Origin of the sequence: Rahnella sp. GSA61A (assembly GCF_019969905.1) — a bacterium.
Classification (GTDB): Bacteria; Pseudomonadota; Gammaproteobacteria; order Enterobacterales; family Enterobacteriaceae; genus Rahnella; species Rahnella aceris.
Genome location: NZ_JAHXYO010000026.1, coordinates 1 through 23,177, shown reverse-complemented (window position 1 = coordinate 23,177; position 23,177 = coordinate 1). Strand labels below are relative to the sequence as shown.

Annotated in this window: 17 protein-coding genes; 5 read left to right on the top strand and 12 right to left on the bottom strand. The window is 52.5% G+C overall.

The features are described 5' to 3' along the window. Window positions 1-54: 54 nt before the first annotated feature. The 7 genes from mglC to LC431_RS23140 form a co-directional block, all read right to left on the bottom strand. Window positions 55-1,065, bottom strand: a complete 1,011-nt coding sequence (gene mglC / locus LC431_RS23170) for a galactose/methyl galactoside ABC transporter permease MglC (protein WP_013574747.1) — start codon at window positions 1,063-1,065, stop codon at window positions 55-57. A gap of 18 nt (window positions 1,066-1,083) precedes the next feature. Beyond that, window positions 1,084-2,616 carry a galactose/methyl galactoside ABC transporter ATP-binding protein MglA gene (gene mglA / locus LC431_RS23165; protein WP_112151158.1) on the bottom strand — a complete coding sequence of 511 codons (1,533 nt, stop codon included), beginning with the start codon at window positions 2,614-2,616 and terminating at the stop codon, window positions 1,084-1,086. A 226-nt stretch (window positions 2,617-2,842) separates the two neighbouring features. Then, window positions 2,843-3,841, bottom strand: a complete 999-nt coding sequence (mglB, locus tag LC431_RS23160) for a galactose/glucose ABC transporter substrate-binding protein MglB (protein ID WP_013574745.1) — start codon at window positions 3,839-3,841, stop codon at window positions 2,843-2,845. Window positions 3,842-4,091: 250 nt separating this feature from the next. Further along, window positions 4,092-5,123 carry an HTH-type transcriptional regulator GalS gene (gene galS / locus LC431_RS23155; protein ID WP_015689566.1) on the bottom strand — a complete coding sequence of 344 codons (1,032 nt, stop codon included), beginning with the start codon at window positions 5,121-5,123 and terminating at the stop codon, window positions 4,092-4,094. A 270-nt stretch (window positions 5,124-5,393) separates the two neighbouring features. Further along, entirely contained in the window at window positions 5,394-6,548 is a 1,155-nt protein-coding gene (gene yeiB / locus LC431_RS23150; protein ID WP_015689565.1) for a DUF418 domain-containing protein YeiB, read from the bottom strand. Between the two features lie 175 nt (window positions 6,549-6,723). After that, a complete protein-coding gene (gene folE / locus LC431_RS23145) occupies window positions 6,724-7,389 on the bottom strand; it encodes a GTP cyclohydrolase I FolE (RefSeq protein ID WP_013574741.1) in 666 nt (221 codons plus the stop codon). A 125-nt stretch (window positions 7,390-7,514) separates the two neighbouring features. Further along, complete coding sequence (locus LC431_RS23140) at window positions 7,515-8,642, bottom strand: YbfB/YjiJ family MFS transporter (protein ID WP_013574740.1); 1,128 nt, start codon at window positions 8,640-8,642, stop codon at window positions 7,515-7,517. Window positions 8,643-8,840: 198 nt separating this feature from the next. On the opposite strand from LC431_RS23140, the gene LC431_RS23135 reads away from it, so the two are divergent. From LC431_RS23135 to fghA, 3 genes are read left to right on the top strand one after another with little or no spacing between them, the layout of a single operon-like run. After that, a complete protein-coding gene (locus tag LC431_RS23135) occupies window positions 8,841-9,770 on the top strand; it encodes a LysR family transcriptional regulator (protein WP_013574739.1) in 930 nt (309 codons plus the stop codon). A gap of 43 nt (window positions 9,771-9,813) precedes the next feature. Continuing rightward, window positions 9,814-10,938 (top strand): S-(hydroxymethyl)glutathione dehydrogenase/class III alcohol dehydrogenase, encoded by a 1,125-nt coding sequence (locus LC431_RS23130; protein ID WP_013574738.1) that lies wholly within the window; start codon window positions 9,814-9,816, stop codon window positions 10,936-10,938. Window positions 10,939-10,949: 11 nt separating this feature from the next. Further along, on the top strand, window positions 10,950-11,807 hold the full coding sequence (gene fghA / locus LC431_RS23125) for an S-formylglutathione hydrolase (RefSeq protein WP_013574737.1): 858 nt from the start codon (window positions 10,950-10,952) through the stop codon (window positions 11,805-11,807). A gap of 63 nt (window positions 11,808-11,870) precedes the next feature. Here the strand turns inward: fghA and gsiD are convergent, their stop codons facing one another. From gsiD to LC431_RS23100, 5 genes are all read right to left on the bottom strand, one after another. Further along, complete coding sequence (gene gsiD / locus LC431_RS23120; protein ID WP_037036082.1) at window positions 11,871-12,791, bottom strand: glutathione ABC transporter permease GsiD; 921 nt, start codon at window positions 12,789-12,791, stop codon at window positions 11,871-11,873. Between the two features lie 8 nt (window positions 12,792-12,799). Next, a complete protein-coding gene (gene gsiC / locus LC431_RS23115; protein WP_015689564.1) occupies window positions 12,800-13,720 on the bottom strand; it encodes a glutathione ABC transporter permease GsiC in 921 nt (306 codons plus the stop codon). Window positions 13,721-13,828: 108 nt separating this feature from the next. After that, entirely contained in the window at window positions 13,829-15,385 is a 1,557-nt protein-coding gene (gsiB, locus tag LC431_RS23110) for a glutathione ABC transporter substrate-binding protein GsiB (protein WP_223510370.1), read from the bottom strand. A 72-nt stretch (window positions 15,386-15,457) separates the two neighbouring features. Further along, the gene (locus LC431_RS23105; RefSeq protein ID WP_013574733.1) at window positions 15,458-17,326 is read right to left on the bottom strand and encodes a dipeptide ABC transporter ATP-binding protein; all 1,869 of its coding nucleotides are present in this window, start codon (window positions 17,324-17,326) and stop codon (window positions 15,458-15,460) included. After that, window positions 17,323-18,327 (bottom strand): isoaspartyl peptidase/L-asparaginase family protein, encoded by a 1,005-nt coding sequence (locus tag LC431_RS23100; RefSeq protein ID WP_153375101.1) that lies wholly within the window; start codon window positions 18,325-18,327, stop codon window positions 17,323-17,325. Before LC431_RS23100 ends, LC431_RS23105 begins: the two co-directional genes overlap by 4 nt. A 277-nt stretch (window positions 18,328-18,604) precedes the next feature. Here LC431_RS23100 and tsgA point away from each other — a divergent pair, with 277 nt between their 5' ends. Both tsgA and LC431_RS23090 read left to right on the top strand, forming a co-directional pair. After that, window positions 18,605-19,804 (top strand): MFS transporter TsgA, encoded by a 1,200-nt coding sequence (gene tsgA / locus LC431_RS23095; RefSeq protein WP_013574731.1) that lies wholly within the window; start codon window positions 18,605-18,607, stop codon window positions 19,802-19,804. Between the two features lie 402 nt (window positions 19,805-20,206). Continuing rightward, window positions 20,207-23,026 (top strand): autotransporter outer membrane beta-barrel domain-containing protein, encoded by a 2,820-nt coding sequence (locus LC431_RS23090; protein ID WP_223510369.1) that lies wholly within the window; start codon window positions 20,207-20,209, stop codon window positions 23,024-23,026. Window positions 23,027-23,177: the final 151 nt, after the last annotated feature.

The window sequence follows — 23,177 nt, the reverse complement described above, 5'->3', positions numbered from 1 at the left end:
TTACGACAGCAAAAAGGCCGCGTATGCGGCCTTTTGTTTTTACTGCCCGATAACTTATTTCTTCTTGGCGTATTTCAAAGAGTCCAGCGCCACCGCGAAGATGATGATGCTGCCCTTGATAATGTACTGCCAGTAAGGGTTCACGCCGATGTAGGTCAGGCCGTAGTTGATGACGGTGAAAATCAGCACCCCTGTCACCACCCCTGCCACAGAACCCACACCACCGGCGAATGACACGCCGCCGACCACACAGGCTGCGATGGCATCGAGTTCATACATAAAGCCGAGGTTGTTGGTCGCACTGCCGATACGCCCAGCTTCCAGTAAACCGCCGAACGCGTAGAACACACCAGACAATGCATAAATCATAATCAGGTTTAACGGGACGTTAACGCCGGAAACTTTCGCAGCTTCAGGGTTACCACCGATAGCAAAGATGTTTTTACCGAAGCGGGTTTTGTTCCACAACACCCAGACAAAGGCGATCGCAATCAGCGCGTAGAACGTAATGTAGGAAAGCTTCAGACCACCTAAATGGATAAAGCCTTGTGCAAACTGGGAGAAGCCCGGGTCAAAGCCTGCGACCGGTGAAGAACCAACATAATCGTAATACAGGGAGTTAATCCCGTAGACGATAATCATCGTGCCCAGCGTGGTAATAAACGGCGTTACGTTCAGGTAAGCGATAATAATACCGTTCAGCAAACCAATTAATGCACCAACAATACACACGGTCAGAATAACCAGCGGAATGGGCACCACTTCCAGATTCGGGAATACTTTGTTGACGTTGTCCATCGCCTGCAACATGGTGGCCGCAACAACCGCTGCTAACCCGACCTGACGCCCGGCTGACAGGTCAGTACCCTGGGTGACGATAAGCCCTGCCACGCCCAGTGCGATAATAACGCGCACAGATGACTGAGTCAGAATGTTACTTAAGTTGACGAGACTGAGGAAGCTCGGATCCTGGATGATAATAATGGCCAGTAAGACCAGCAGGACCACATAAATCCCGCCCTCTTTTAAATAAGTGAGCACACTTTTCTTATTTAATGCTTTCATAATAAGAACCCTTAAAAATTAGAGATGCAAGGAAGCCAGGCGTAATATTTCGTTCTGCGAGGTATTTTTAGTTTCAACAATACCTGCAACCTGTCCATTACTCATAACCAATATTCTGTCAGTAATACCCAGCAACTCCGGCATTTCAGAGGAGATAATAATGATCCCCTTCTCTTTTTTCGCCAACTCGGTGATTAACTGGTAAATTTCAAACTTAGCGCCAACATCAATGCCGCGCGTCGGTTCGTCCAGCATTAATATCTCAGGGTTGGTTAATAACCAGCGCCCGATAATAACTTTTTGCTGATTACCGCCTGACAATGAACCAATGCTGGTTTTATGTCCCGGCGTTTTCACCCGCATGGAATCGATAACCCATTGGGTATCGCTTTTCATCCGGGCAGTGTCGAGTAAACCGGCTTTATTTTTATATTGACGAATATTAGAAATCAGCGAGTTAAAGCCGATGTCCAGATATGCATAAATACCGGTGGAACGACGTTCTTCCGTCACCAGTGCAAAACCATGGTTAATGGCTTCATTGGCACTGTGATTATTAATTTTTTTGCCGTGTAATTTAATGGTTCCGGCGACTTTCTCGCGGATACCAAATAACGTCTCGACGATATCTGTACGTTTTGCACCGACTAAACCGGCAATTCCGAGGATTTCCCCTTTGTGTAAATCAAAGGAAATATCACGAATGGAAGGCTGGCGCAGCGAGGTCAGATTACGGACTTCGAGGATAACTTCACCCGGTACGTTCTGGCGGTCAGGGAAACGCTGGCTCAGTGAGCGGCCGACCATCATGGAAATGATTTTATCCATGTCCAGGCCTTCCAGCGGCTGAGTAATAATCCACTGACCGTCGCGCAGAATGGTTATCTCATCGCACAGCTGGAAGATTTCTTCCATCTTATGCGAGATATACACAATGCCGCAGCCACGATCTTTCAGCTTACGGATGATGGTGAACAGATGGTTCACTTCCTTTTCCGTCAGCGAGGACGTCGGTTCGTCCATAATGACGATTTTTGCATTGTAGGAAAACGCCTTAGCGATTTCGATCATCTGCATCTGCGAAACGGACAACTTACCGACCTTGTCGCGCGGGTCGATATCAATATCCAGTTCGTCGAAAATCGCCTTGGTGTCTTTGTACATTTTGTCCTGATCGACAAATAGTCCTTTGGTCGGATAACGTCCCAGCCACATGTTGTCCATGACCGTACGTTGCAACACCAGGTTTAATTCCTGATGGACCATCGACACGCCTTGTTCCAGCGCTTCTTTCGAACTTTTAAAATTAACTTCCTGTCCCTGAAAAAGAATGGTACCGGAATCTTTGCTGTATATCCCGAAAAGGCATTTTAATAATGTGGATTTACCTGCGCCATTTTCACCCATCAGGGCGTGAATAGAATGAGGACGCACTTTTAAATTCACATTATCTAACGCCCTGACGCCAGGAAATGATTTATTGATACCACTCATTTCCAGAAGGAATTCGTCCGGTTTTGATGTTGTGTCAGATAACGTATTATCGGCCATAGTTATACCTGGCTAAAGATAAAAATAAACGGGTGTATTAATACCTGATGTCAGCCCTGCGTATGGCCGGTATACGCACCACACGCAGAGCGACATGACGTCCTGTCAGATAAGCATTAACGTCTAATCATACTTAGTCTTTATTTACGGCTTAACCGCAATTATTTTTGCCACTGCTTAGCTTTGTTTTTTATTGCTGTCTGTCGTTACTGCTGCCGTTGCATTCTTATTTCACGAAGGAAGACAGATTGTCTTTATCCACGGCGACATAAGGAATACGCACGACTTTGTTTTCGATTTTCCAGTTAGTCCCTTCGGCCGCTGGTTTACCGTCAGCCAGATTTCTCGCCAGATCAAACGTGGCTTTCGCCTGGTTGTTTGCATCGTTCAACACGGTACCGGCCATTGCGCCAGATTTCACCAGTGCCAGCGCTTCTGACAGGGCATCCACACCAAATACCGGAATGCTGGTTTTGTTATGGGATTTCAGCGCTTCTACAGCACCCATTGCCATCGCATCGTTGTTGGCGATAACCACTTCGATTTTGTTAGCGTTAGGACCGGATAACCACGCATCCATCTTGTCTTTCGCCTGTGCGGTATCCCACATGGCGGTATCAAGCTGCAGTTGTTGAGTTTTCAGGCCTTCTTTGCCATTCAGGGTGCTGATGACGTACTTAGTACGCGCTTCAGCGTCCGGATGGCCCGGCTCGCCTTTGATCAGCACGTATTGGATCACGCCGTCTTTGTTCAGATCCCAGGCCGGGTTAGCTTTCCAGTGTTTAGCAATCAGCTCACCCTGGATCACGCCGGATTCTTTAGAATCAGTCCCGACATAATAGGCTTTGTCGTAGCTGTCTAAATCTTTACGGGAAGGTTCTTTGTTATAGAAAACGACAGGAATGCCAGCACCGCGGGCTTTTTCAATGATGACCGGGGCAGCAGCCGGGTCAACCAGGTTAATGGCCAACGCTTTAACACCCTTCGCCAGCATAACGTCAACCTGGTCGTTCTGGGTAGACTGGCTGTTTTGCGAGTCATTCATCAGCAGTTGCACATCTGGAGTGGCTTTCGCATCTTTCTCAATGGCTTTACGAACTTCGGACATGAAGTTGTCGTCATATTTGTAGATGGTGACACCGATTTTAGTATCAGCAGCATGTGCGGCAAAACCAAACATCATGCTTGCAGCCAGAGTCGCCAGGGTGAAGACCTTCTTATTCATTTGTATCTCCGGTTATGTAGGGTGTTACAGAATTTGGCACCGGAAATCCCTGCGGGAGCAGTACAGCTCCACGTCACGATTGTGGGTGCCTGCCATCCTTGACTTATAACGTCCTGACTCGCTGTGAAACAAGTCCGGCAAACCGGACCCAAATTGAATCATATTGAAAACGAATGAATCATAATGCGCCCGATGTTAATAAACTGTGAAAGTTCTCACAGATTGAAAACGGTTACATCGCGTTATTTGATCAATAAGTGACGGGTGCCACATTTTGCCAGGGAGCTACCGAGTGGCGTCTGACCAGCGTAGGCATGAAGCAATGCGAAACGCCCGTAGCTAACTGTTCTGCCGCACCTTTTAAAGCCAGTTCAGTGGCAAGCGTCGCCATGGAAACGATCGGATAACGCACGGTGGTCATTTTCGGGCTGGTATAGCGGGCAATCGGAATGTCATCAAAACCGATCAGCGAAAAGTCATCGGGAATGTTAATTCCGTTTTCTTTCAACACGGCCATCGCCCCCGCAGCCATCGAATCGTTGTAGGCGAACACCGCGCTGAGGTGCAGATTACGCCCGAGCAGTTCCACCATCGCCGCTTCCCCGCCCTGCAGATCCGGCGAACTTTGCGCCCGCCATGCAGCAGGTGGCGCATCTCCGCTCTGATGTGCCTGCGTCATTGCCTGCGAATAGCCCTGGTAGCGCTGCAAATCGTCTTCGATACCATGACTTGAACCGATATAACCAATGCGCTGGTGCCCCTGAGACAGCAACAGGCGGGTTGCCATTTCCGCGCCACTGACGTTGTTAAGCCAGACACAGCGGTGCTCGTAGCCCGGAATGACACGGTTAATCAGCACCATGCCCGACACCTGATCCATAAATCGCGAAAGCTCGTCATCCCCCAGCGCCTTGGAATGCACAATGAGTGCGTTACAGCGCTGACGAATCAGAACTTCAATGGCGTACCTTTCTTTTTCAGCAATATGATAGCTGTTGCCTATCAGGACGTATTTCTGATGCTGCTGCGCGACGGTATCAACGGCTTTCACCAGCGCGCCAAAGAACGGGTCTGAAACATCCATCACCACCACGCCGATGGTATCGCTGCTTTGCGTCGCCAGTGCCTGCGCATTGGCATTGGGCCGGTATCCCAGCGTGGCGACGGCCTGTAACACCTGCTCGCGCGCTTCTTTGCTGGCAATAGACGGATTGTTCAGAACACGTGACACGGTGGCGACAGAAACCCCCGCCAGCCGGGCGACATCACGAATTGTGACCATGCGTCGCTCCGTGATCAGTCAGGGAATGGTACGGAGGAATACGGAAATTTTTGACCCAGGAGGTAAAGAAACCAGACAAAGAGAAGCGAGGTGAAGTGCGCATGGCGTTTCCTTTTTTAGTGTAGTGGTCATCGGAGAGGCACGACCGCTATCCTAAACATTTTGCGAAAACGCCTGCGTGAATCTCGTCACAGGAAAGAAAACGTTTACATACAAATATGCAACCTTCATCCCAAATCCATCATTTAGGATGATATATCAACGTCAGGTTCAGGCAGCTTTTAGTTCTTCACCCGCTGCTTTCGCCGTCAGTTGACGCCAGAGCCACTCCACCGGCCCCTGGCGGAAATGACGCAACCACAGCAATGTCACCAGCACATTGCACACCCAGACCAGCGGCACCAGTGCGACCAGTTGCAGGCGGTCGAAGTGCTGATAGAAGCCGAAAACATTGAAGAAGGTGATGCAGATGAGCGTCTGTAACAGGTAATTGGTCAGTGCCATGCGGCCAGTCTGCGAAATCCAGTGCGTTATGCGCCAGCGGGAAATCAGCGGCCAGAAGCCGTAGCACAGCGCCAGATAGCTCACCGCCTGCATCAGCGAGCCAATTTCACGCGGCACCTGCAACAGAAAACCGCTCCAGCGGTAGTCCCAGCCGGTACGGTATTGCAGATAAATCGCCGGGATCTGAATCAGCAATGAAAGCGGTAACAGTACGGCTGCGACCTTGCGGTAATGCGAGACGCGAAACGCACCTTTGAGCCATCCGCTGCGCATCAGGCCGGAGCCAATCAGCATGGCGCCCGCCAGTTCCCAGCCGTATTGCGCGCCAATCGCCAGCAAACTGGATGACAGTAAATCGAGCCGGTTGCGGATAGCTTCCCAACCCCCTTTCAGCCGCCAGTATTGTTCATACTGAATTTCCGCCGGTCCCGGAAGCCAGAAACTACCGGGCTTTGGCGAGGTAATAAATCCCAGCATCGCCAGCACGGCCACACCGATCAGATACAAAATGATGCCCGTTGAAATCAGCGACTGACTGCTGCGCCCTTCCCGCACCATCCTCCAGCACACCAGACCAATCAGCCCGTATGACAGCAAAATATCACCGTCCCACATCAGGGTGGCATGAAGAAAACCGCACAGTAATAAAATCGACAGCCGGGCCTGGATCCAGTGTTTGCCGCGCGGCAGCAATAAAAACAGACCGCCGCCAAACAGCATGGCGAACATCATCAGGAATTTGCCTTGCGCCAGCGCGTCGAGCACCGCCCAGGTCCAGGTATCAGAAGCTGAAGGCGTTCCGGCAAATGCCGGATTCAGGTAAGCGGCTTTCGGTAAACCGAAGGCGCTGATATTGAGCAGAAGAATGCCAAAAATGGCGAGACCACGGGCAAAGTCGAGCGTGGCAATACGTGAGCGCACCCTGACATTCCTTTTGAAGATTATTGAGATATTTAAGAATAAGGGAAGAAAATCAGGGTGGCTACCATCCAAGTAAATGAAGTTGCAGCATGGCAGCCAGCGAGAAGAACCCGATGAGCTGACTGATGTCAGTGATTCGGGTCTCCGAACGCAGCGAACACCGCTGCGGCTTTAGTTACGATGGATGGCGGACGGTTCTTAAAAATTCTTGACGCGTATTCTGGCTGGATTTGAAAAGACCACCGAGCGAAGTCGTCGTTGTTGCGCTGGTCGCGTCACGCACACCGCGCGCTTTCACGCAGTAATGCACCGCATCAATGGAAACCGCGACATTGGTGGTGCCGAGCAGGGTTTGCAGGGCAACCAGTATCTGCTGGGTCAGACGCTCCTGAACCTGCGGGCGCTGTGAGAAGAACTGCACGATGCGGTTGATTTTCGACAGGCCGATTACGGTGTCTTTCGGGATATACGCCACGGTCGCTTTGCCGTCGATGGTCACGAAATGGTGTTCGCAGGTGCTGGTCAGGGTGATATCGCGCACGGTGACCATTTCATCCACTTTCATCTTATTTTCGATGACGGTGATTTTCGGGAAGTTGGCGTAATCAAGTCCGGAGAAAATTTCATCCACATACATCTTGGCGATGCGGTGCGGCGTTTCCGCCAGACTGTCATCGGAAAGATCCAGATTGAGAAGCTGCATGATGCCGGTCATATGTTCCTGGATCCGCTGCTTGCGCGTTTCATTGTCGATCGGCAAAGCTTCACGCAGAGGGGTTTCCAGACCACGGGCTAACAGGGCCTCGTGAACCAAAATGGCTTCTTTACTCAGGATTGGCATTCTTTCTTCTCCGGCAGATGTAATCACTTTGACGCAGATCACGCTAAAATGAGGTGGCTTACTGTAGTGGAGAGCCGGTTCAGAATCCAGTGAATGTGCTTCATGATGGATGAAATAGCTGCAACTTATCGTTTATGCCGGAAGACCAGCGCCCCGGCAATAATAAAACCGGCCAGCGCGACATACAGCGCAGGCTCCAGACGATGGGTCAGCGCGGTAGAAATCGCCGACAGAACCGGTCCGAATAACTGGCCAACAGCGTAACCGGTCGTCAGCAACCCGGCCATATAACGGCTGTGATTGGGTGCAAGCTCGCGGCTGTATTGTAAGGCCAATTGCACCACGCTGAGGAAACCACCGCCGGTCAGTAGCGCGCCAAGCACCAGACCACTGACGCCCGGCACCACTTCCGCGCACAAAATCCCCAGCCCCTGAATCCATAGTGTCAGCGCCAGGCGGGTATGCGTAGTCAGACAATGGCGGGTAAGAATACCGATGATGATGCCGATAACCGCAGCGCCGCCAAACACCGGCCAGACAAACTGTGCGAACAGACTGTCAGGAAAACGTGCACTCGCCATCTGTGATAAAAACGTCGCGGGCAGGATATAACCAAAGCCCGCCAGACTGTAACTCCACACCAGACGTTTCAGCGCAGGCGTCATCACCAGCGGCTCAGTCGCCATGTGCGAACGGTGCAGGTCGCCTTTGCGCGGCAGATTCGGCGTGATAATTGCCACGAAAATCAGCGCCAGCACGCCGTAAACACACCAGGCCTGCGCTGAGGTGAGCTGCAAACTGTGAATACCCACCGCTAACATGCCGCTGAGGAAAATCCCCGCGCCCGGCCCGGCAAACACCGCGGCACTCATTGCAGGACGGCCATAATGCGCCAGCCGTTCGTTACACCACGCTGATACCATGACCATCGCCCAGCCGCTGGTCCAGCCGATCAGGAAGCGCACAATACTGTGCAGCACTTCGCCGGAAATTACCGCCGACAGCAATGTCAGGATCACGCCGCCCCACACGCCCAGCCACAAACGGCGTTCAAGATGTTTGCTGGCACGCATGCCATCAAACGCGCCACACAGATAACCGAGATAGTTGAACGCGGCGACCAGCCCCGCGCCGGTCAGGCTGAACTGATGTTCAGCTATCATTAAAGGAACCTGCGGCGTAAAGGCAAAACGCCCGATACCCATCGCGACGACAAAAGCCAGAAAACCACTTAGCGCAATACGAAAAGCCATAACTGCTCCGTCAAAAGAAACCGCAATGCAACATATTAGAAACAGTGAGTAAACATACTCAAACCTGTCGCCGAAAACAGCAGATTTCTTAAAAGAAAGTTAATTGGAAGTTGTCGCTATGATGCCTTATGAGTACAATCACGGAAACTGAATAATACAAACCAACTTGTTTACGATTAGAGAACACAGGAACCCATCATGGATCTCACTCAGTTACGGATGTTTTGCTGCGTAGCGGAAACCGGTTCGCTGGCGCGTGCGGCAGAGCAACTGCATCGTGTCCCGTCGAACCTGACCACCCGCCTGCGCCAGCTCGAACTCGAACTGGGCACCGATCTGTTTATCCGCGAGAAGCAACGCATCCGCCTGTCCGCCATGGGCCATAACTTCCTCAACTATGCCGAGCGCATTCTGGCGCTGAGCGACGAAGCGATGAGCATCATGCATGCCGGTGAACCGGCCGGGAATTTCGCGCTGGGGTCGATGGAAAGCACGGCGGCAACACGCCTGCCTTCTTTGCTCGCCGCTTATCATCAGAAGTTTCCGCAAGTGGCGCTGTCGCTGGTGACGGCGACTTCCGGAGAAATCATCGACAGCGTGCGTGCCGGACGTCTCGCCGCAGCACTGGTTGATGGCCCGATCGATTTTGACGATATCAATGGCTGTATTTCTTTTCGCGAGCGCATGGTAGTGATTACCCCGCCGGGCGAGTCGCCGCTGGAAGTGCCTGCGGGTCGCAGCGGCCACACCGTTTTTGCATTCCGCCCCAGTTGTTCCTACCGCCAGCGTTTACAGGGCTGGATCAAACACATGAATGTGCCGGTCGCTAACACCCTGGAGATTCAGTCCTATCATTCCATGATGGCCTGTGTCGCCAGCGGTGCGGGTATCGCCATGATCCCGCGCTCTGTGCTGGAACAATTGCCCGGCCACGAGCGGGTAGAAATTCACGAAATGCCGGATGAATTCGCCGATACCGCCACCTGGCTTATCTGGCGCCGGGATGCGTTCAGTCCGAATGTCCGGGCGCTGAAAGAACTGATCATCGAACAGAATGACGGGGTGATCCCGTTACTGAAACATCCGCTCGCCGCAGAACACGATCCGGCGTTGCATCCGACTTATTAACTTAAAATCCGAATAAGTAAAAACACCTGACTGGAGCTAAAAAATGCAAATGATCAAAACACGTGCGGCCGTCGCCTGGGGCCCGAATCAACCTCTGTCCATCGAAGAAGTGGATTTGATGCCGCCGCAAAAAGGCGAAGTGCTGGTGCGTATTGTCGCCACCGGTGTTTGTCATACTGATGCTTACACGCTGTCCGGCAAAGATCCGGAAGGTGTTTTCCCGGCGATCCTCGGCCATGAAGGCGGCGGTGTCGTCGAAGCCGTCGGCGAAGGTGTCACCAGCGTGGCCGTGGGCGACCATGTGATCCCGCTGTACACACCGGAATGTGGCGAGTGTAAGTTCTGCAAATCCGGTAAGACCAACCTGTGTCAGGCGATCCGCACCACACAAGGTAAAGGCCTGATGCCGGACGGCACCACCCGTTTCTTTAAAGACGGCAAGCCGATTTTCCATTACATGGGCACTTCGACCTTCTCCGAATACACTGTGGTGCCTGAAATCTCCCTGGCGAAAATCAATAAAGAAGCGCCGCTGGAAGAAGTGTGTCTGCTCGGTTGTGGCGTGACCACCGGGATGGGCGCGGTCATCAACACCGCTAAAGTGAAAAAAGGCGACACCGTGGCGATCTTCGGTCTCGGCGGGATTGGTCTTTCTGCGATTATCGGCGCGGTGATGGCTGGCGCAGGCCGCATCATCGGTATCGATCTGAACACCAGCAAATTCGATCTGGCGCGTAAACTCGGCGCAACTGATCTGATCAACCCGAAAGATTTCGACAAGCCGATTCAGGACGTTATCGTCGAAATGACCGACGGCGGCGTGGACTTCTCCTTCGAATGTATCGGTAACGTCAATGTGATGCGTTCCGCACTGGAATGCTGCCACAAAGGCTGGGGCGAATCTGTCATCATCGGCGTGGCCGGTGCAGGCGAAGAAATCTCCACCCGCCCCTTCCAGTTGGTGACAGGCCGCGTATGGCGTGGTTCTGCTTTCGGCGGTGTGAAAGGTCGCAGCCAGTTGCCGGGCCTTGTGCAACGTTATCTGGACGGCGAATTCGCCCTGAACGATTTCATTACCCACACCCTGCCGCTGGAAGAAATCAACCAAGCCTTTGACCTGATGCACGAAGGGAAATCTATCCGTACGGTTATTCATTTTAATAAGTAAGGAATGTGTCAATGAGCAGCTCGATTGAACTACTCGAAGAACACCGGATGTTTGGCGGCTGGCAGCAGCGCTACCGCCATACCTCTGAGAGCCTGAATTGCAGCATGACGTTCAGCATTTATCTGCCTCCGGCGCAACACGACGCGCCGCCGCCGGTGCTGTACTGGCTGTCGGGCCTGACCTGTAATGATGAAAACTTCACGATCAAAGCCGGGGCGCAGCGCGTCGCGGCAGAACTCGGTGTGATTCTGGTGATGCCGGATACCAGCCCGCGCGGTGAAGGTGTCGCCAACGACGACGGTTACGATCTCGGTCAGGGCGCCGGTTTTTACCTGAATGCCACGCAGGCGCCATGGGCAGCGCATTACCGGATGTACGATTACCTGCTTGATGAACTGCCTGCGCTGATCAGCGACCATTTCAAGGTCAGCGAACGTCAGTCGATTTTCGGCCACTCAATGGGCGGCCACGGTGCGCTGATGCTGGCGCTGCGTAATCCGCAGCGTTTCTGTTCGGTGTCAGCGTTTGCGCCCATCGTGAATCCGGCTCAGGTGCCGTGGGGACGTAAAGCGTTCAGCGCGTATCTGGGGGATGACGAAAGTCAGTGGCTACAATACGACAGTTGCCACCTGCTGAGTTCATTGCCAGCGGATCAAAAACCGTTCCCGATTTTAGTCGATCAGGGCGATAGCGATCAGTTCCTGGCGGATCAGCTACAACCGGCAAAACTGGCGGAGATCGCCCGACAACGCGGCTGGCCGTTACAACTGCGGGTTCAGCCGGGGTACGATCACAGTTACTTTACGATTGCGTCATTTGTGGAAGATCACCTGAAATTCCATGCGGAGTTTTTGCACTCCCCTTCATGAGTGCAGGTTCCTAAAAATAGAAGCCATCTGCTTCTCCCCTGCGAAGGGGGAGAAGCAAAAATCTCAATTCTTCAATTTCGGATCCAACGCATCCCGTAATCCATCCCCCAGCAAATTAAACGCCAGTACGGTCAGAAAGATTGCCAGGCTCGGGAATATGGCGACGTGCGGTGCCATCACCATGTCGGCGCGGGCTTCGTTGAGCATCGCTCCCCACTCCGGCGTTGGCGGCTGTGCGCCCATGCCCAGGAACGACAGACTGGCGGCGGTGATGATCGAGGTACCGATACGCATGGTGAAATACACCACTATCGATGACAACGTGCCCGGCAGGATGTGGCGGAATAAAATCGTGGCGTCAGAGGCGCCAATGCTGCGCGCCGATTCAATATAGGTTTGCTGTTTGAGTACCAGCGTGTTGCCGCGCACCAGTCGCGCAAAGGCAGGAATGCTGAAAATCGCCACGGCAATAATCACGTTCGACATGCCATTGCCCATCACCGCCACGACGGCAATCGCCAGCAAAATACCGGGGAAAGCAAACAGGACGTCACAGACGCGCATGGTGATGCGATCCCACCAGCCTTCGTAATATCCCGCCAGCAAGCCGAATACCGTGCCGATTGCCGCGCCGAGCACCACAGAAAGGACACCAGCCGTCAGTGAAATCCGTGTACCCATCAGAATACGGCTGAAAATATCACGCCCCAGCGAATCCACACCCAGCCAGTGGATCAGCGACGGGCCTTCGTTCAGACGGTCGTAATCAAAATAATTTTCCGGGTCAAAGGGCACCAGCCACGGCGCAAGAATGGCCGCAGCAATCAGCAGCAGGATAAAAACTCCCGCAATCATCGCAATGTGCTGCCGTCGAAAACGACGCCAGAACGCTTTCCACGGTGTCCTTCCCGCCTGTGGTTGCACAGTTCCCGGCGTGATTACCGGTAAACCCGCGAGTACGGCATTTCGCCGCCAGTTTTTCATGCGCTTACTCACTTGTATCGGATGGAAGGGTTGATGACGGCGTACAGCATGTCCACCAGCAGATTGATGAGGATAAATTCCAGCGAGAACAACAGCACTTCTGCCTGAATCACCGGATAATCGCGCATCTCAACCGAATCGACCAGCAACCGCCCTAACCCCGGCCAGTTGAACACTTTCTCCACGACAATCGAACCGCCGAGCAGGAAGCCAAATTGCAGTCCCATCATAGTCACGACGGGGATCATCGCGTTACGCAGGCCATGTTTGACCACGACCACCGCTTCGTGCACGCCTTTGGCACGCGCAGTACGCATATAATCTTCCTGCATCACTTCGACAAAAGAGGCGCGGGTAAAGCGGGCCATGATCGCCGCCACCGCTGCACCGAGTGTGACAGAAGGGAGAATATAGTGCTGCCAGCTGTCAGCGCCCACCGTCGGCAACCAGCCCAGTTCAACAGAAAAGATTTGCATCAGCAGCATGCCCAGCGCGAAGGCCGGGAAGGAAATACCGGAAACGGCGAGCGCCATGCCCAGTCTGTCCGGCCAGCGGTTACGCCACACGGCGGATACCACGCCAATCACCAGCCCGAAAATCACCGACCACACCATGCTGGTCAGCGTCAGCCAAAAGGTCGGCATAAAGCGCGAACTGATTTCATCAATGACCGGGCGTTTTGAGACCATTGAGTGGCCGAAATCACCGGTCAGCGCATTGCCAAAGAAAGTGAAGAATTGCTGATAAAGCGGTTTATCCAGCCCCAAATCCTGACGCACCAGCGCCACTACGCTGGCATCGGCATCCTGCCCGGCCATCAGCCGCGCCGGATCGCCCGGCAGCAGATGCACAAATAAAAACACCAGCACGGCCACAATCAGCAGTGTCGGGATCAGTCCGAGTAATCGTTTTAAAAAATAATTAAGCATGATTCGCTGTCTGTGATTTCACGGTAGACATCCATGTTCCGGACCCGGAACACACGAGTTCAGGGCACGCACGCTGTGCGCCACGCGCCCTGAAAGCCTCACCGCCTGTTATTTCACATCTGCATTGTCAAAGCTGAAGGCCGTATCTGGCATCACATAGAAGCCGGTCAGACGTTTGTTTTTGGCTGAAACCAGACGTTCAGTGACCAGGAACGCCCACGGCGCATCGCTCCAGATTTGCTTCTGGGCATCAGCGTACAGTTTAGCTTTCTCGGCTTTGTCAGTCGTTTTCAGCGCATCGGTCAAATCTTTATCCACCTGCGCATTGCTGTAGAACGCGGTATTGAACTGCTTCGGTGGCGCGGCCTGTGTGGAGAACAGCGGAGACAACGCCCAGTCTGCTTCACCGGTAGACGCCGACCAGCCGGTGTAGAACATGCGGATGCCCGCCTCTTTCTGCCCCACATTCTCAACCTGCGCAGCACGCTGTGCGGCGTCCATGGCGGTAACCGTCACCTTGATACCGACCTGTGCCAGTTGTTGCTGGGTGAACTGCAACACTTTTTGCGCGGTACTATTGTTGTGTGAGGACCACAGCGTAGTGGTGAAACCATCCGGGTAACCGGCTTCTTTCAGCAATGCTTTGGCTTTTGCCGGATCATACGGCCACGGTTTAAATTTCGCGGCGTATTCGATGCCCTGCGGCAATGGCCCTTCAGACGGCACAGCATAACCGGCAAACGCCACTTTGATCAGCGCCTGCTTGTTAATCGCGTAGTTAATCGCCTCACGCACTTTCACATTATCGAACGGTTTTTGCGTGACATTGAAACTGATGTAGCGATGCAGAATCGACGGCGCCGTCACCAGATCCAGTTTGGCATTTTTCTCCAATAAGGCTGCCTGTTCGTAAGGCACCGGGAACGCCAGATCCGCTTCGCCGGTTTGCAACATGGCTGCCCGGGTGTTGTTATCAGCCACCGGACGCCAGGTAATGGTGTCGAGTTTCGGCTCGCCTTTTTTCCAGTAACTGTCGAACTTCTTCACTTTCACAAAGTCAGTCTGGTTCCATTGTTCAAGCGTATACGGGCCGGTACCGACCGGATGGAAACCGATGTCTTTGCCGTATTTGGTCAGCGCTGCCGGGGAAATAATCACCGCAGACGGGTGCGCCAGAATGTTGATAAAGGCGGAGAACGGCGCTTTCAGCGTGATTTTCACCGTGGTGTCATCAACGGCTTCAGTGCTGGCGATATTTTTAAACAAGTTATAACGCTTGAGGTGACTGTCCGGGTTACTGGCGCGATCAAAGTTGACCTTCACCGCCGCCGCATTGAAATCGGTGCCGTCCTGGAATTTGATGCCCGGATGCAGTTTGATGGTGTAAACCAGACCGTCTTTACTGACGGTATAGCTGTCCGCCAGAACGTTTTCCAGTTTCATATCTTTATCAAAGCCAAACAGCCCCTGATAGAAAGATTTGGCGACCGCCTGCGATAAGGTGTCGTTAGCGTCATACGGATCAAGCGAGGTGAAGTTAGAACCTACGGCGATAACCACGTCTTTTGCCGCCCATGCAGAAGCCGACGCCAGCGAACCGAAAACAGCGGCAGCGAGCACGGCCTGACGGACAACGTTCTTACCTTTAGATTTCTGCTGATTCATGTCAGTTCCTTTTCCTGTCTTACCCGTTTGTCTTACTAAGAATTGACGACTCAAAATAAGCCGCCACAAAAATCAGTAAATACCCGCAATCGTATGTCTGGCGACGAAATGGCCTTCGCCCACCTTCACCAATGGCATCACCACCGGGTCATCGTGCAGCCCGCGGATCGGACTGGGGATTTCATCCACCAGCAGCGCCTGGTCTTTTCGCTTGTGCGCCGGATCGGCGACCGGTACAGCCGCCATCAGTTTGCGGGTATACGCATGTTGCGGTGTTTCAAATACCGCACGGCGCGAGCCGATTTCCACTATCTGCCCGAGATACATCACCGCCACGCGGTGGCTGATGCGTTCAACAACGGCCATATCGTGAGAAATAAACAAAAATGCCAGACCAAACTCTTTCTGCAAATCCATCAGCAGATTGATGATTTGCGCGCGGATAGACACATCCAGCGCCGAAACCGATTCATCGGCAATCACCACTTTTGGATTAAGGGCCAGCGCACGCGCAATGCAAATTCGCTGCCGCTGGCCGCCGGAAAACTCATGAGGATAGCGCTGCGCGTGTTCCGGCAGCAGTCCGACTTTTTCCAGCAACCACGCCACACGGGCTTCGGCTTCTGCGCCTTTTGCCAGATTGTGAACCAGCAGCGGTTCCATAATGGAATATCCTACCGTCAGGCGCGGATCGAGCGAGGCGTAGGGATCCTGAAAAATAAACTGGATATCACGGCGCAGATGTTGCAGTTCACTGCCGCCGATATCAGTCAGCGTCTGGCCGTTAAAGGTGATGGTGCCCCCCTGACTCTTCACTAGTTTTAGCAGCGAACGGCCGGTGGTGGATTTACCACAGCCTGACTCCCCCACCAGCGCCAGCGTTTCACCGGGATGCAAATCAAAACTGACTTTTTCCACGGCATGAACCCGGCGGGTCACGCGATTGAAAATGCCGCTGCGCAGGTCGAACCGCGTAACCAGATCACGCACCTGTAATATCGGGGGCACGCCTGGCGTCAGGGTGTTTTGAATCAGTTCCGGATCGCTTTCCTGTTGTGTGGGTGCCGGGAAGCGTGCGGGCAGCGGTTTACCCGCCATCGAACCGAGTTTTGGCACCGCCGCCAGCAACGTCTGGGTATAAGGCGCCTGCGGAGAACGGAATATCGCGTTCACTTCCCCCGTTTCCACACTGTTGCCCTGATGCATCACCAGCACACGATCAGCAATTTCGGCCACCACCCCCATGTCATGCGTGATAAAAATCACCCCCATCTGCATCTCTTTTTGCAGCACCCGGATCAGTTGCAGAATTTGCGCCTGAATGGTGACATCCAGCGCCGTGGTCGGTTCGTCGGCAATCAGCAACGCAGGTTTACAGGAGAGTGCCATCGCAATCATCACCCGCTGGCGCATACCGCCGGAAAGCTGATGCGGGTAACTGTCGAGAATATTTCTGGCTTCGGGAATCCGCACCAGATCCAGCATCCGTAATGCTTCCGCACGGGCTGCCCGGTGATCTTTATTTTGGTGCAAGCGGATCGATTCGGCGATTTGCTCCCCCACCGGGAAGACCGGATTGAGCGACGTCATCGGCTCCTGAAAAATCATCGCCATATCCGCGCCGCGCAGGTTACGCATGGCGGGCTGCGTGGCGTTCATCAGATCGACTATCTCACCGTTACGGCGGCGCAACTGCATTTCACCTTGTGAAATCTTCCCGCCGCCCTGTTCCACCAGCCGCATCAGCGCCAGTGAGGTCACTGATTTTCCGGAACCCGATTCGCCAACAATCGCCAGCGTTTCACCGCGTTTTACCTGAAAACTGAGATGACTGACCGCCTGAATGACCTGCCTTTCATGGGCAAACTGCACGCTAAGCTGGCTGACGGCAAGCACGTGTTCGGGCGGCAGAATAAGAGGACCGTTCATCGGGCTGTTCATGAACGGTAAATGCTGACGACGGGCGCATCGCCCACACGGGCGAATCCACGGTACATGCCTTCGCTGTTGAAAGGCAGCACCACATTGCCAAATTTATCCACCGCAATCATCCCGCCGCTTCCCCCCAGGGGCAGCAGTTTTTCCTGCACAACTTTATGTGTGGCCTCTTCCAGTGAAAGGCCGGCGTATTCGATAAGCGCGGCCACATCATAGGCCGCCACCGTACGCATAAACACTTCGCCGGTACCGGTGCTGGAAATCGCCACCGTATTATTGCTGGCGTAACAACCTGCGCCAATAATCGGCGAATCGCCGACGCGTCCGGCCTGTTTGTTGGTCATACCGCCAGTGGATGTGGCTGCCGCCAGATTGCCCAGCGCATCCATCGCCACCGCACCGACGGTACCGAATTTATGTTCAGGATCCAGCGGGTCAGCGTCGTTAAGCGAAGCGCCGTCGTGATCGAGCATGACACCCTGATCAGCGGCGATGGCCCGCTGCAACTGATCGTAACGTTCCTGGGTGAAAAAATAGTCCGCCCCGACCATTTCCTGGCCGTGCTCGCAGGCAAAGGCTTCCGCCCCCGCCCCGGTGAACATCACATGCGGACTGACTTCCAAAATTTTGCGGGCGGTCAGGATCGGATTACGGATATGATTCACGCCACTGATGGCTCCGGCATCGAGCGTCCGGCCATCCATAATGCAGGCGTCTAACTCATGCGTGCCCTGATGGGTAAAAACAGCCCCTTTTCCCGCATTAAATAACGGACACTCTTCGAGCAGACGCACCGCCTCGGTGACCGCATCCAGTGCACTGCCGCCGGAGGCCAGAATAGCCTGTCCGCAGGTGACTATTCTCTCCAGTTCGGCTAAATAAAGTCGTTCTTTTTCAGCGCTCATTGCCGCGCGGGTAATCGCCCCTGCACCACCGTGGATCGCAATAACCGGCCGCTTCTTGTCCGAAACGGAAGCCGCTGAATTATCAGTAGAAAAACTCATTAGCGCTGCACCTTTCGATGTTGTATTTATGTATAGGAAAATGTTGAGCTGTTTTTGACTATATTTAGCCCGCAACAGTATGTAAAGCGGAAATGTCGCACCATCAAAAAGTCGCTAATTGCTTAGATTGTTTAGGAAAAACAAATGCTGCAATTGAATATACCTGCGGGACAAATGACCAAAGAACAGCAATAATAAACGTCTTAACTACGGATAAAAGCATCTCTGGATAAGCTTTCCGCCGCTTTTTTATTTTCTCTTTTTAGGAAATCAGTTTATGGAAACTGTTTATAACCGCCGTCGGATTAATGTGATCTCATGGCTCAGCTATTTCTTTACCGGTGGACTGGTTTCCACTCTGGGCATTGTTATCGGGCCGGTGGCTACTGCATTTAACAAAGATCCGGGCTTTATCGGTCAAATGTTTTCCTTAATGAACATTGGCCTGTTCCTGCCCATTATGATCAGCGGCATTCTGATGCGTAAGTTTGATCTGGGCAAACAACTGATGACCGGCTCTTTCATTTCCGTGCTGGTGTGTATCGCGCTGTTTATCATGCCGTCTATTACACTGTTCGGCGTGGGTGTGTTCCTGATCGGCGCCACGGCGGGCCTGATGATGTCTATCGGCAGCTATCTGGTCGTACGTATTAATGACGATCCGAAAAAACGTTCCGCGAACCTGATCTTTACCGACTTCTTCTTCGCGCTTTCCGGTATGACGCTGTCGCTGGTGCTGGGTTTCCTGTTCAAACATGGCGCAAGCTGGCTGGCGATGTACGGCATCATGGGTGTCCTGAGCCTGCTGATGATTTTACTGTGCGCGGGTCAGAAATTCCCGAATGTTCCGCAACCGGTTAAAAACGAATCGACGCACAACGTGGTGAAAGAGCCATGGGGCATCGCGGTATTCTTCCTGTGTATTGCGCTGTTTGCTTTTGTCTTCACCGAGCTGGTCTTCACGCTGTGGATGCCAAGCTGGCTGCATGAGCACTTCAATATGGAAACGGACCGTGCCGCGATTTACATCACCACCTACTGGATGGTGAAAGCGATTGGCCTGTTCCTGAACCAGTTCACCGTGCGTTTCGTGAAACTGCGTACTTTCCTGCTGATTTCCGTGATTGTCGGCATGGCAAGCCTGGCGGTGCTGACCACCAGCAATTCGCCGACGCTGGTGCTCGTCGCCGTGGGTCTGTTCGGTTTCTGTAACTCAGGAATGTTCTCCGGTCTGATGAGCTACGGCAGCCTGCAGGTGAAAAACTCCCCGCCAACGCTGACCTCTGCGCTGCTGACCACCAGTTCCGTCGGCACGCTGATTTTCGCGTCCTTCTCGTCTTTCATCTACAACGAATACGGTTTGTTCTGGGCGCTGAATATCGCGACCATTTCCTATGCGTTGCTGGTGCTGATGGTGGTACTTGCCGGCCTGAAGAGCAAAGCAGAGAGAATTAACCACGAAGTCAGTGCACACTGAAAACGTTGTTTGAGTAATAAAAATCCGACCGCATTTTTGCGGTCGGATTTTTTGTGTCTATCCGTTCGATAATATATACACACCTCGAAACAATATTATCACCCCCTATTATTTAATCCCCATTATTCATTACGTTAACGCCCACATATTACACATTCATAAACATCTTAAATTAAGCATACCTTAATATACAATTAATAACTTAAAAAATAAATATGCGTAGAATGTCCGCCAGACTCTTTAAAAAATTCTGACGGGACGAAATATAAAATGGGAAATAATCCGGAAAAATGGAAAACTGTAGCACTTAGATTAATAAAGCTGACCCCTCTGGCGATATCTATCTCTCTGGCTAATTACGCGCTTGCAACAGATATTAGTGATAAAGATGAATTTGGCAATGTGACAAATTTACCCGTGTTAGATATCAGCGGAATGGTCCCCTTTGACCTTTCCACCGAAGGGTATCTGGATGGCGTAAATGCAACCACCTGGTCGGAAGGCATCACTTCCAGTATTCCTGCCTTTTATATTCATGATGGTGGCGCACTGACACAGTCAGTTGCGGCACCGGTGACGATCACCACTCAGGGCTCTTTAACTGATGCGATGCTCATTAACCGTGGCGGAAGCGTTGATTTACTCGGACCGCTTATTATCAACACTTACGGCCAAAGTAAAGGCATTATGATGGAAGGAATAGGAACCTCTTTCCTTTCTAAAAATGATGTTACCATAAATACCTATAATAACAGCACCCCCGGATTCACGGTGAATAATAATGCCACCGCGACGATTGCCGGCACTCTGTATATTAATTCAATGCAGAACGGCTCTGATGGTCTGGTTATCCAGAATGGGGCAAAGGGCACAATCAATAAAGTCAATATCACTACTGCGGGTGATTATTCAGAAGGCATTATTTTAAACAACATCAATTCCAGTCTGCACAAGAGGAACGACGTTCTTATCACGGGAAGTGGTAGCACAGTGACCACCCACGGTAAGCATACCAATGCCTTATATGCAGAAGATAACGGATTTATTCTGTTTTCTAATGACGCGATAATTACCACGACGGGCGAGGACTCGCGGGCGATTTATTCCACCCGTAATGCCGGTGTATTAATGAATGGAGGTTCTGCTAATACAGAATATGCAGGCAGTACGGCGATCGAAAGTAATCAAAACAGCTACGTCACCTTAGTGAACACTGACATCCATTCCGCAGGCACGGCGATAAGCTCAAACGACAACTCTGTTATCTCGGTATTCAATGGCAATATCAGCAGCGGCAATACCACCAGCGGCATAGAAATCAGTCATCAGGGCAACGTTAACCTTAACCAGGTCGTGATGGAAAATGCACTGTCGGACCAACCGCTGGTTGACCTGATCACTTCCTACGCCACACCTGATTATGCCTACGGTGGCACACTGGACGTCAAAAACTCCCGGCTTGCGGGTAAAACCCAGGGCGTACACGCCACCGAAGGCGAATGGGCCGTCACACTGGATAACAGTTCCCTGAATGCCGCCGATGCCTTTGTCGTTGCCGGAAGCAACAGCAACCAGATTGCCGACCTTTCGGTCAACGCCAGCAACGGCAGCATCATTAACGGTAACCTTATTGCGCTAAGCGCAGATGAAGACCCGATCGCCAGCCAGCTGACGCTCAATTTGCTTAACTCAACCTGGCAAGGCAGCGCGATGAATGGCACGGAATTTTCTTCTGCTTCTGCCGGTACGATTAATATTGATGCTCAGGACAGTCAGTGGCTGATGACCGATTCCTCGCGCATCGACTCACTCAACATGAATAACGCCAGCGTTCAGTTTTCTGGACAAGGTGATTATAAAACGCTGGAAACGCACAATCTGTCAGGCAAGGGTACGTTCTTTATGAATACGTCGCTGGAGCAGGATGCGCAGGGAAACAGCACTGGCGATCTCATTCATGTTACGGGCAACGCGTCCGGGCAGTTCGGATTACATATCTCTGCGTCGGGTAAGGCAGCACAGACAATTAACGACGGAATACGTGTCGCTCAGATTGATGATGCCAGCCGTCATAATGGCCTGTTCAGTCTGGAAAACAGCGTCAGTATCGGCGCTTACGACTATTATCTTTTTGAAGGGAGCAAGGATGCCACCGGCGATATGAATGACTGGTATCTGCGCGCTGAAATCCCAACACCTGACGCGCCGGTTCCTGATGTCCCAACGCCAGATAATCCGACACCGGATGTTCCTGCGCCAGCCCCGGCTACACCAGACACTTACCGTGGCGAAATCCCCAGTTATATCGCAGCACCTTATCTGAACTTGTATTATGGCATGCGTATTGCTGGCACGCTGCACGAGCGTATGGGCGATACAGAAACCTATGGCAAAGGCTACAACAATCGCGCATGGGCGAGAACCGGCGGAGAACACACTTCCTTCGATGCGGGACGTTTTGGGTACGACAGTGATTACTGGTTCGCGCAATTCGGAACCGACTTATATCAGGATGAACTGAAAAACGGCACACGCGTCCACGCTGGCATCATGGCGACATTGGGCAACCAGAGTACCGACACGCAGGATCAGGTGCGCACGTTGGCGGGGAAAAGTGCGAATGCTGGCTCAGTGCGCAGTGATGCCTACAGCGTTGGCAGCTATTACACCCGATATGCACAAGATGGCGCTTACGTTGACCTTGTCGGCCAGTTCACCTGGTATCGTAACCAGTATGAGAGCCTGCATGATGCGAAACAGGACAGCTACGGCGTATTGCTTTCTGCTGAAGCAGGTCAACCCTATGCCGTCAGCACCAACTGGAAAATCGAACCTCAGGGGCAGATCATTTATCAGTATCTGAATTCAGAAGATTTCAGCGATGAAATTTCTGATATCTCCGGCGTTTCAGTGAACCAGGGCACAGCGCGTGCCGGGTTGCGTTTGTTACGCGACCAGGCAGAAGATAAAGCCAGTGAAAAATTCAAACCTTACCTGACCGCCGATGTACTGAGTAATTTCTCGGATTCACCGGATATCAATGTCGGCGGAATCGATGTCAGTACAACGGATTTTTCCGATCAATACTGGCAGACCGGCGCGGGCATGACGGCGCAACTCGCACCGAATACCTCGGTGTATGCTGATGTGAAATACGTCAAAGGGTTTGACGGCGATATGGAAGGCTACGTCGGCCATATTGGGATCCAGGGGCGTTTTTAATTCAGGTCTCTGAATCACACGCATAAAAATCTATGGTCACCCCCTTTTTTGCAACGTTGATTTTGATTTATGATGGGCTTGCTTAAATCTATACGGCGTCTGATGGGCAACCTTACGTTGCCCGCGCCACGATGAAGTCCGCGCCTGCAGA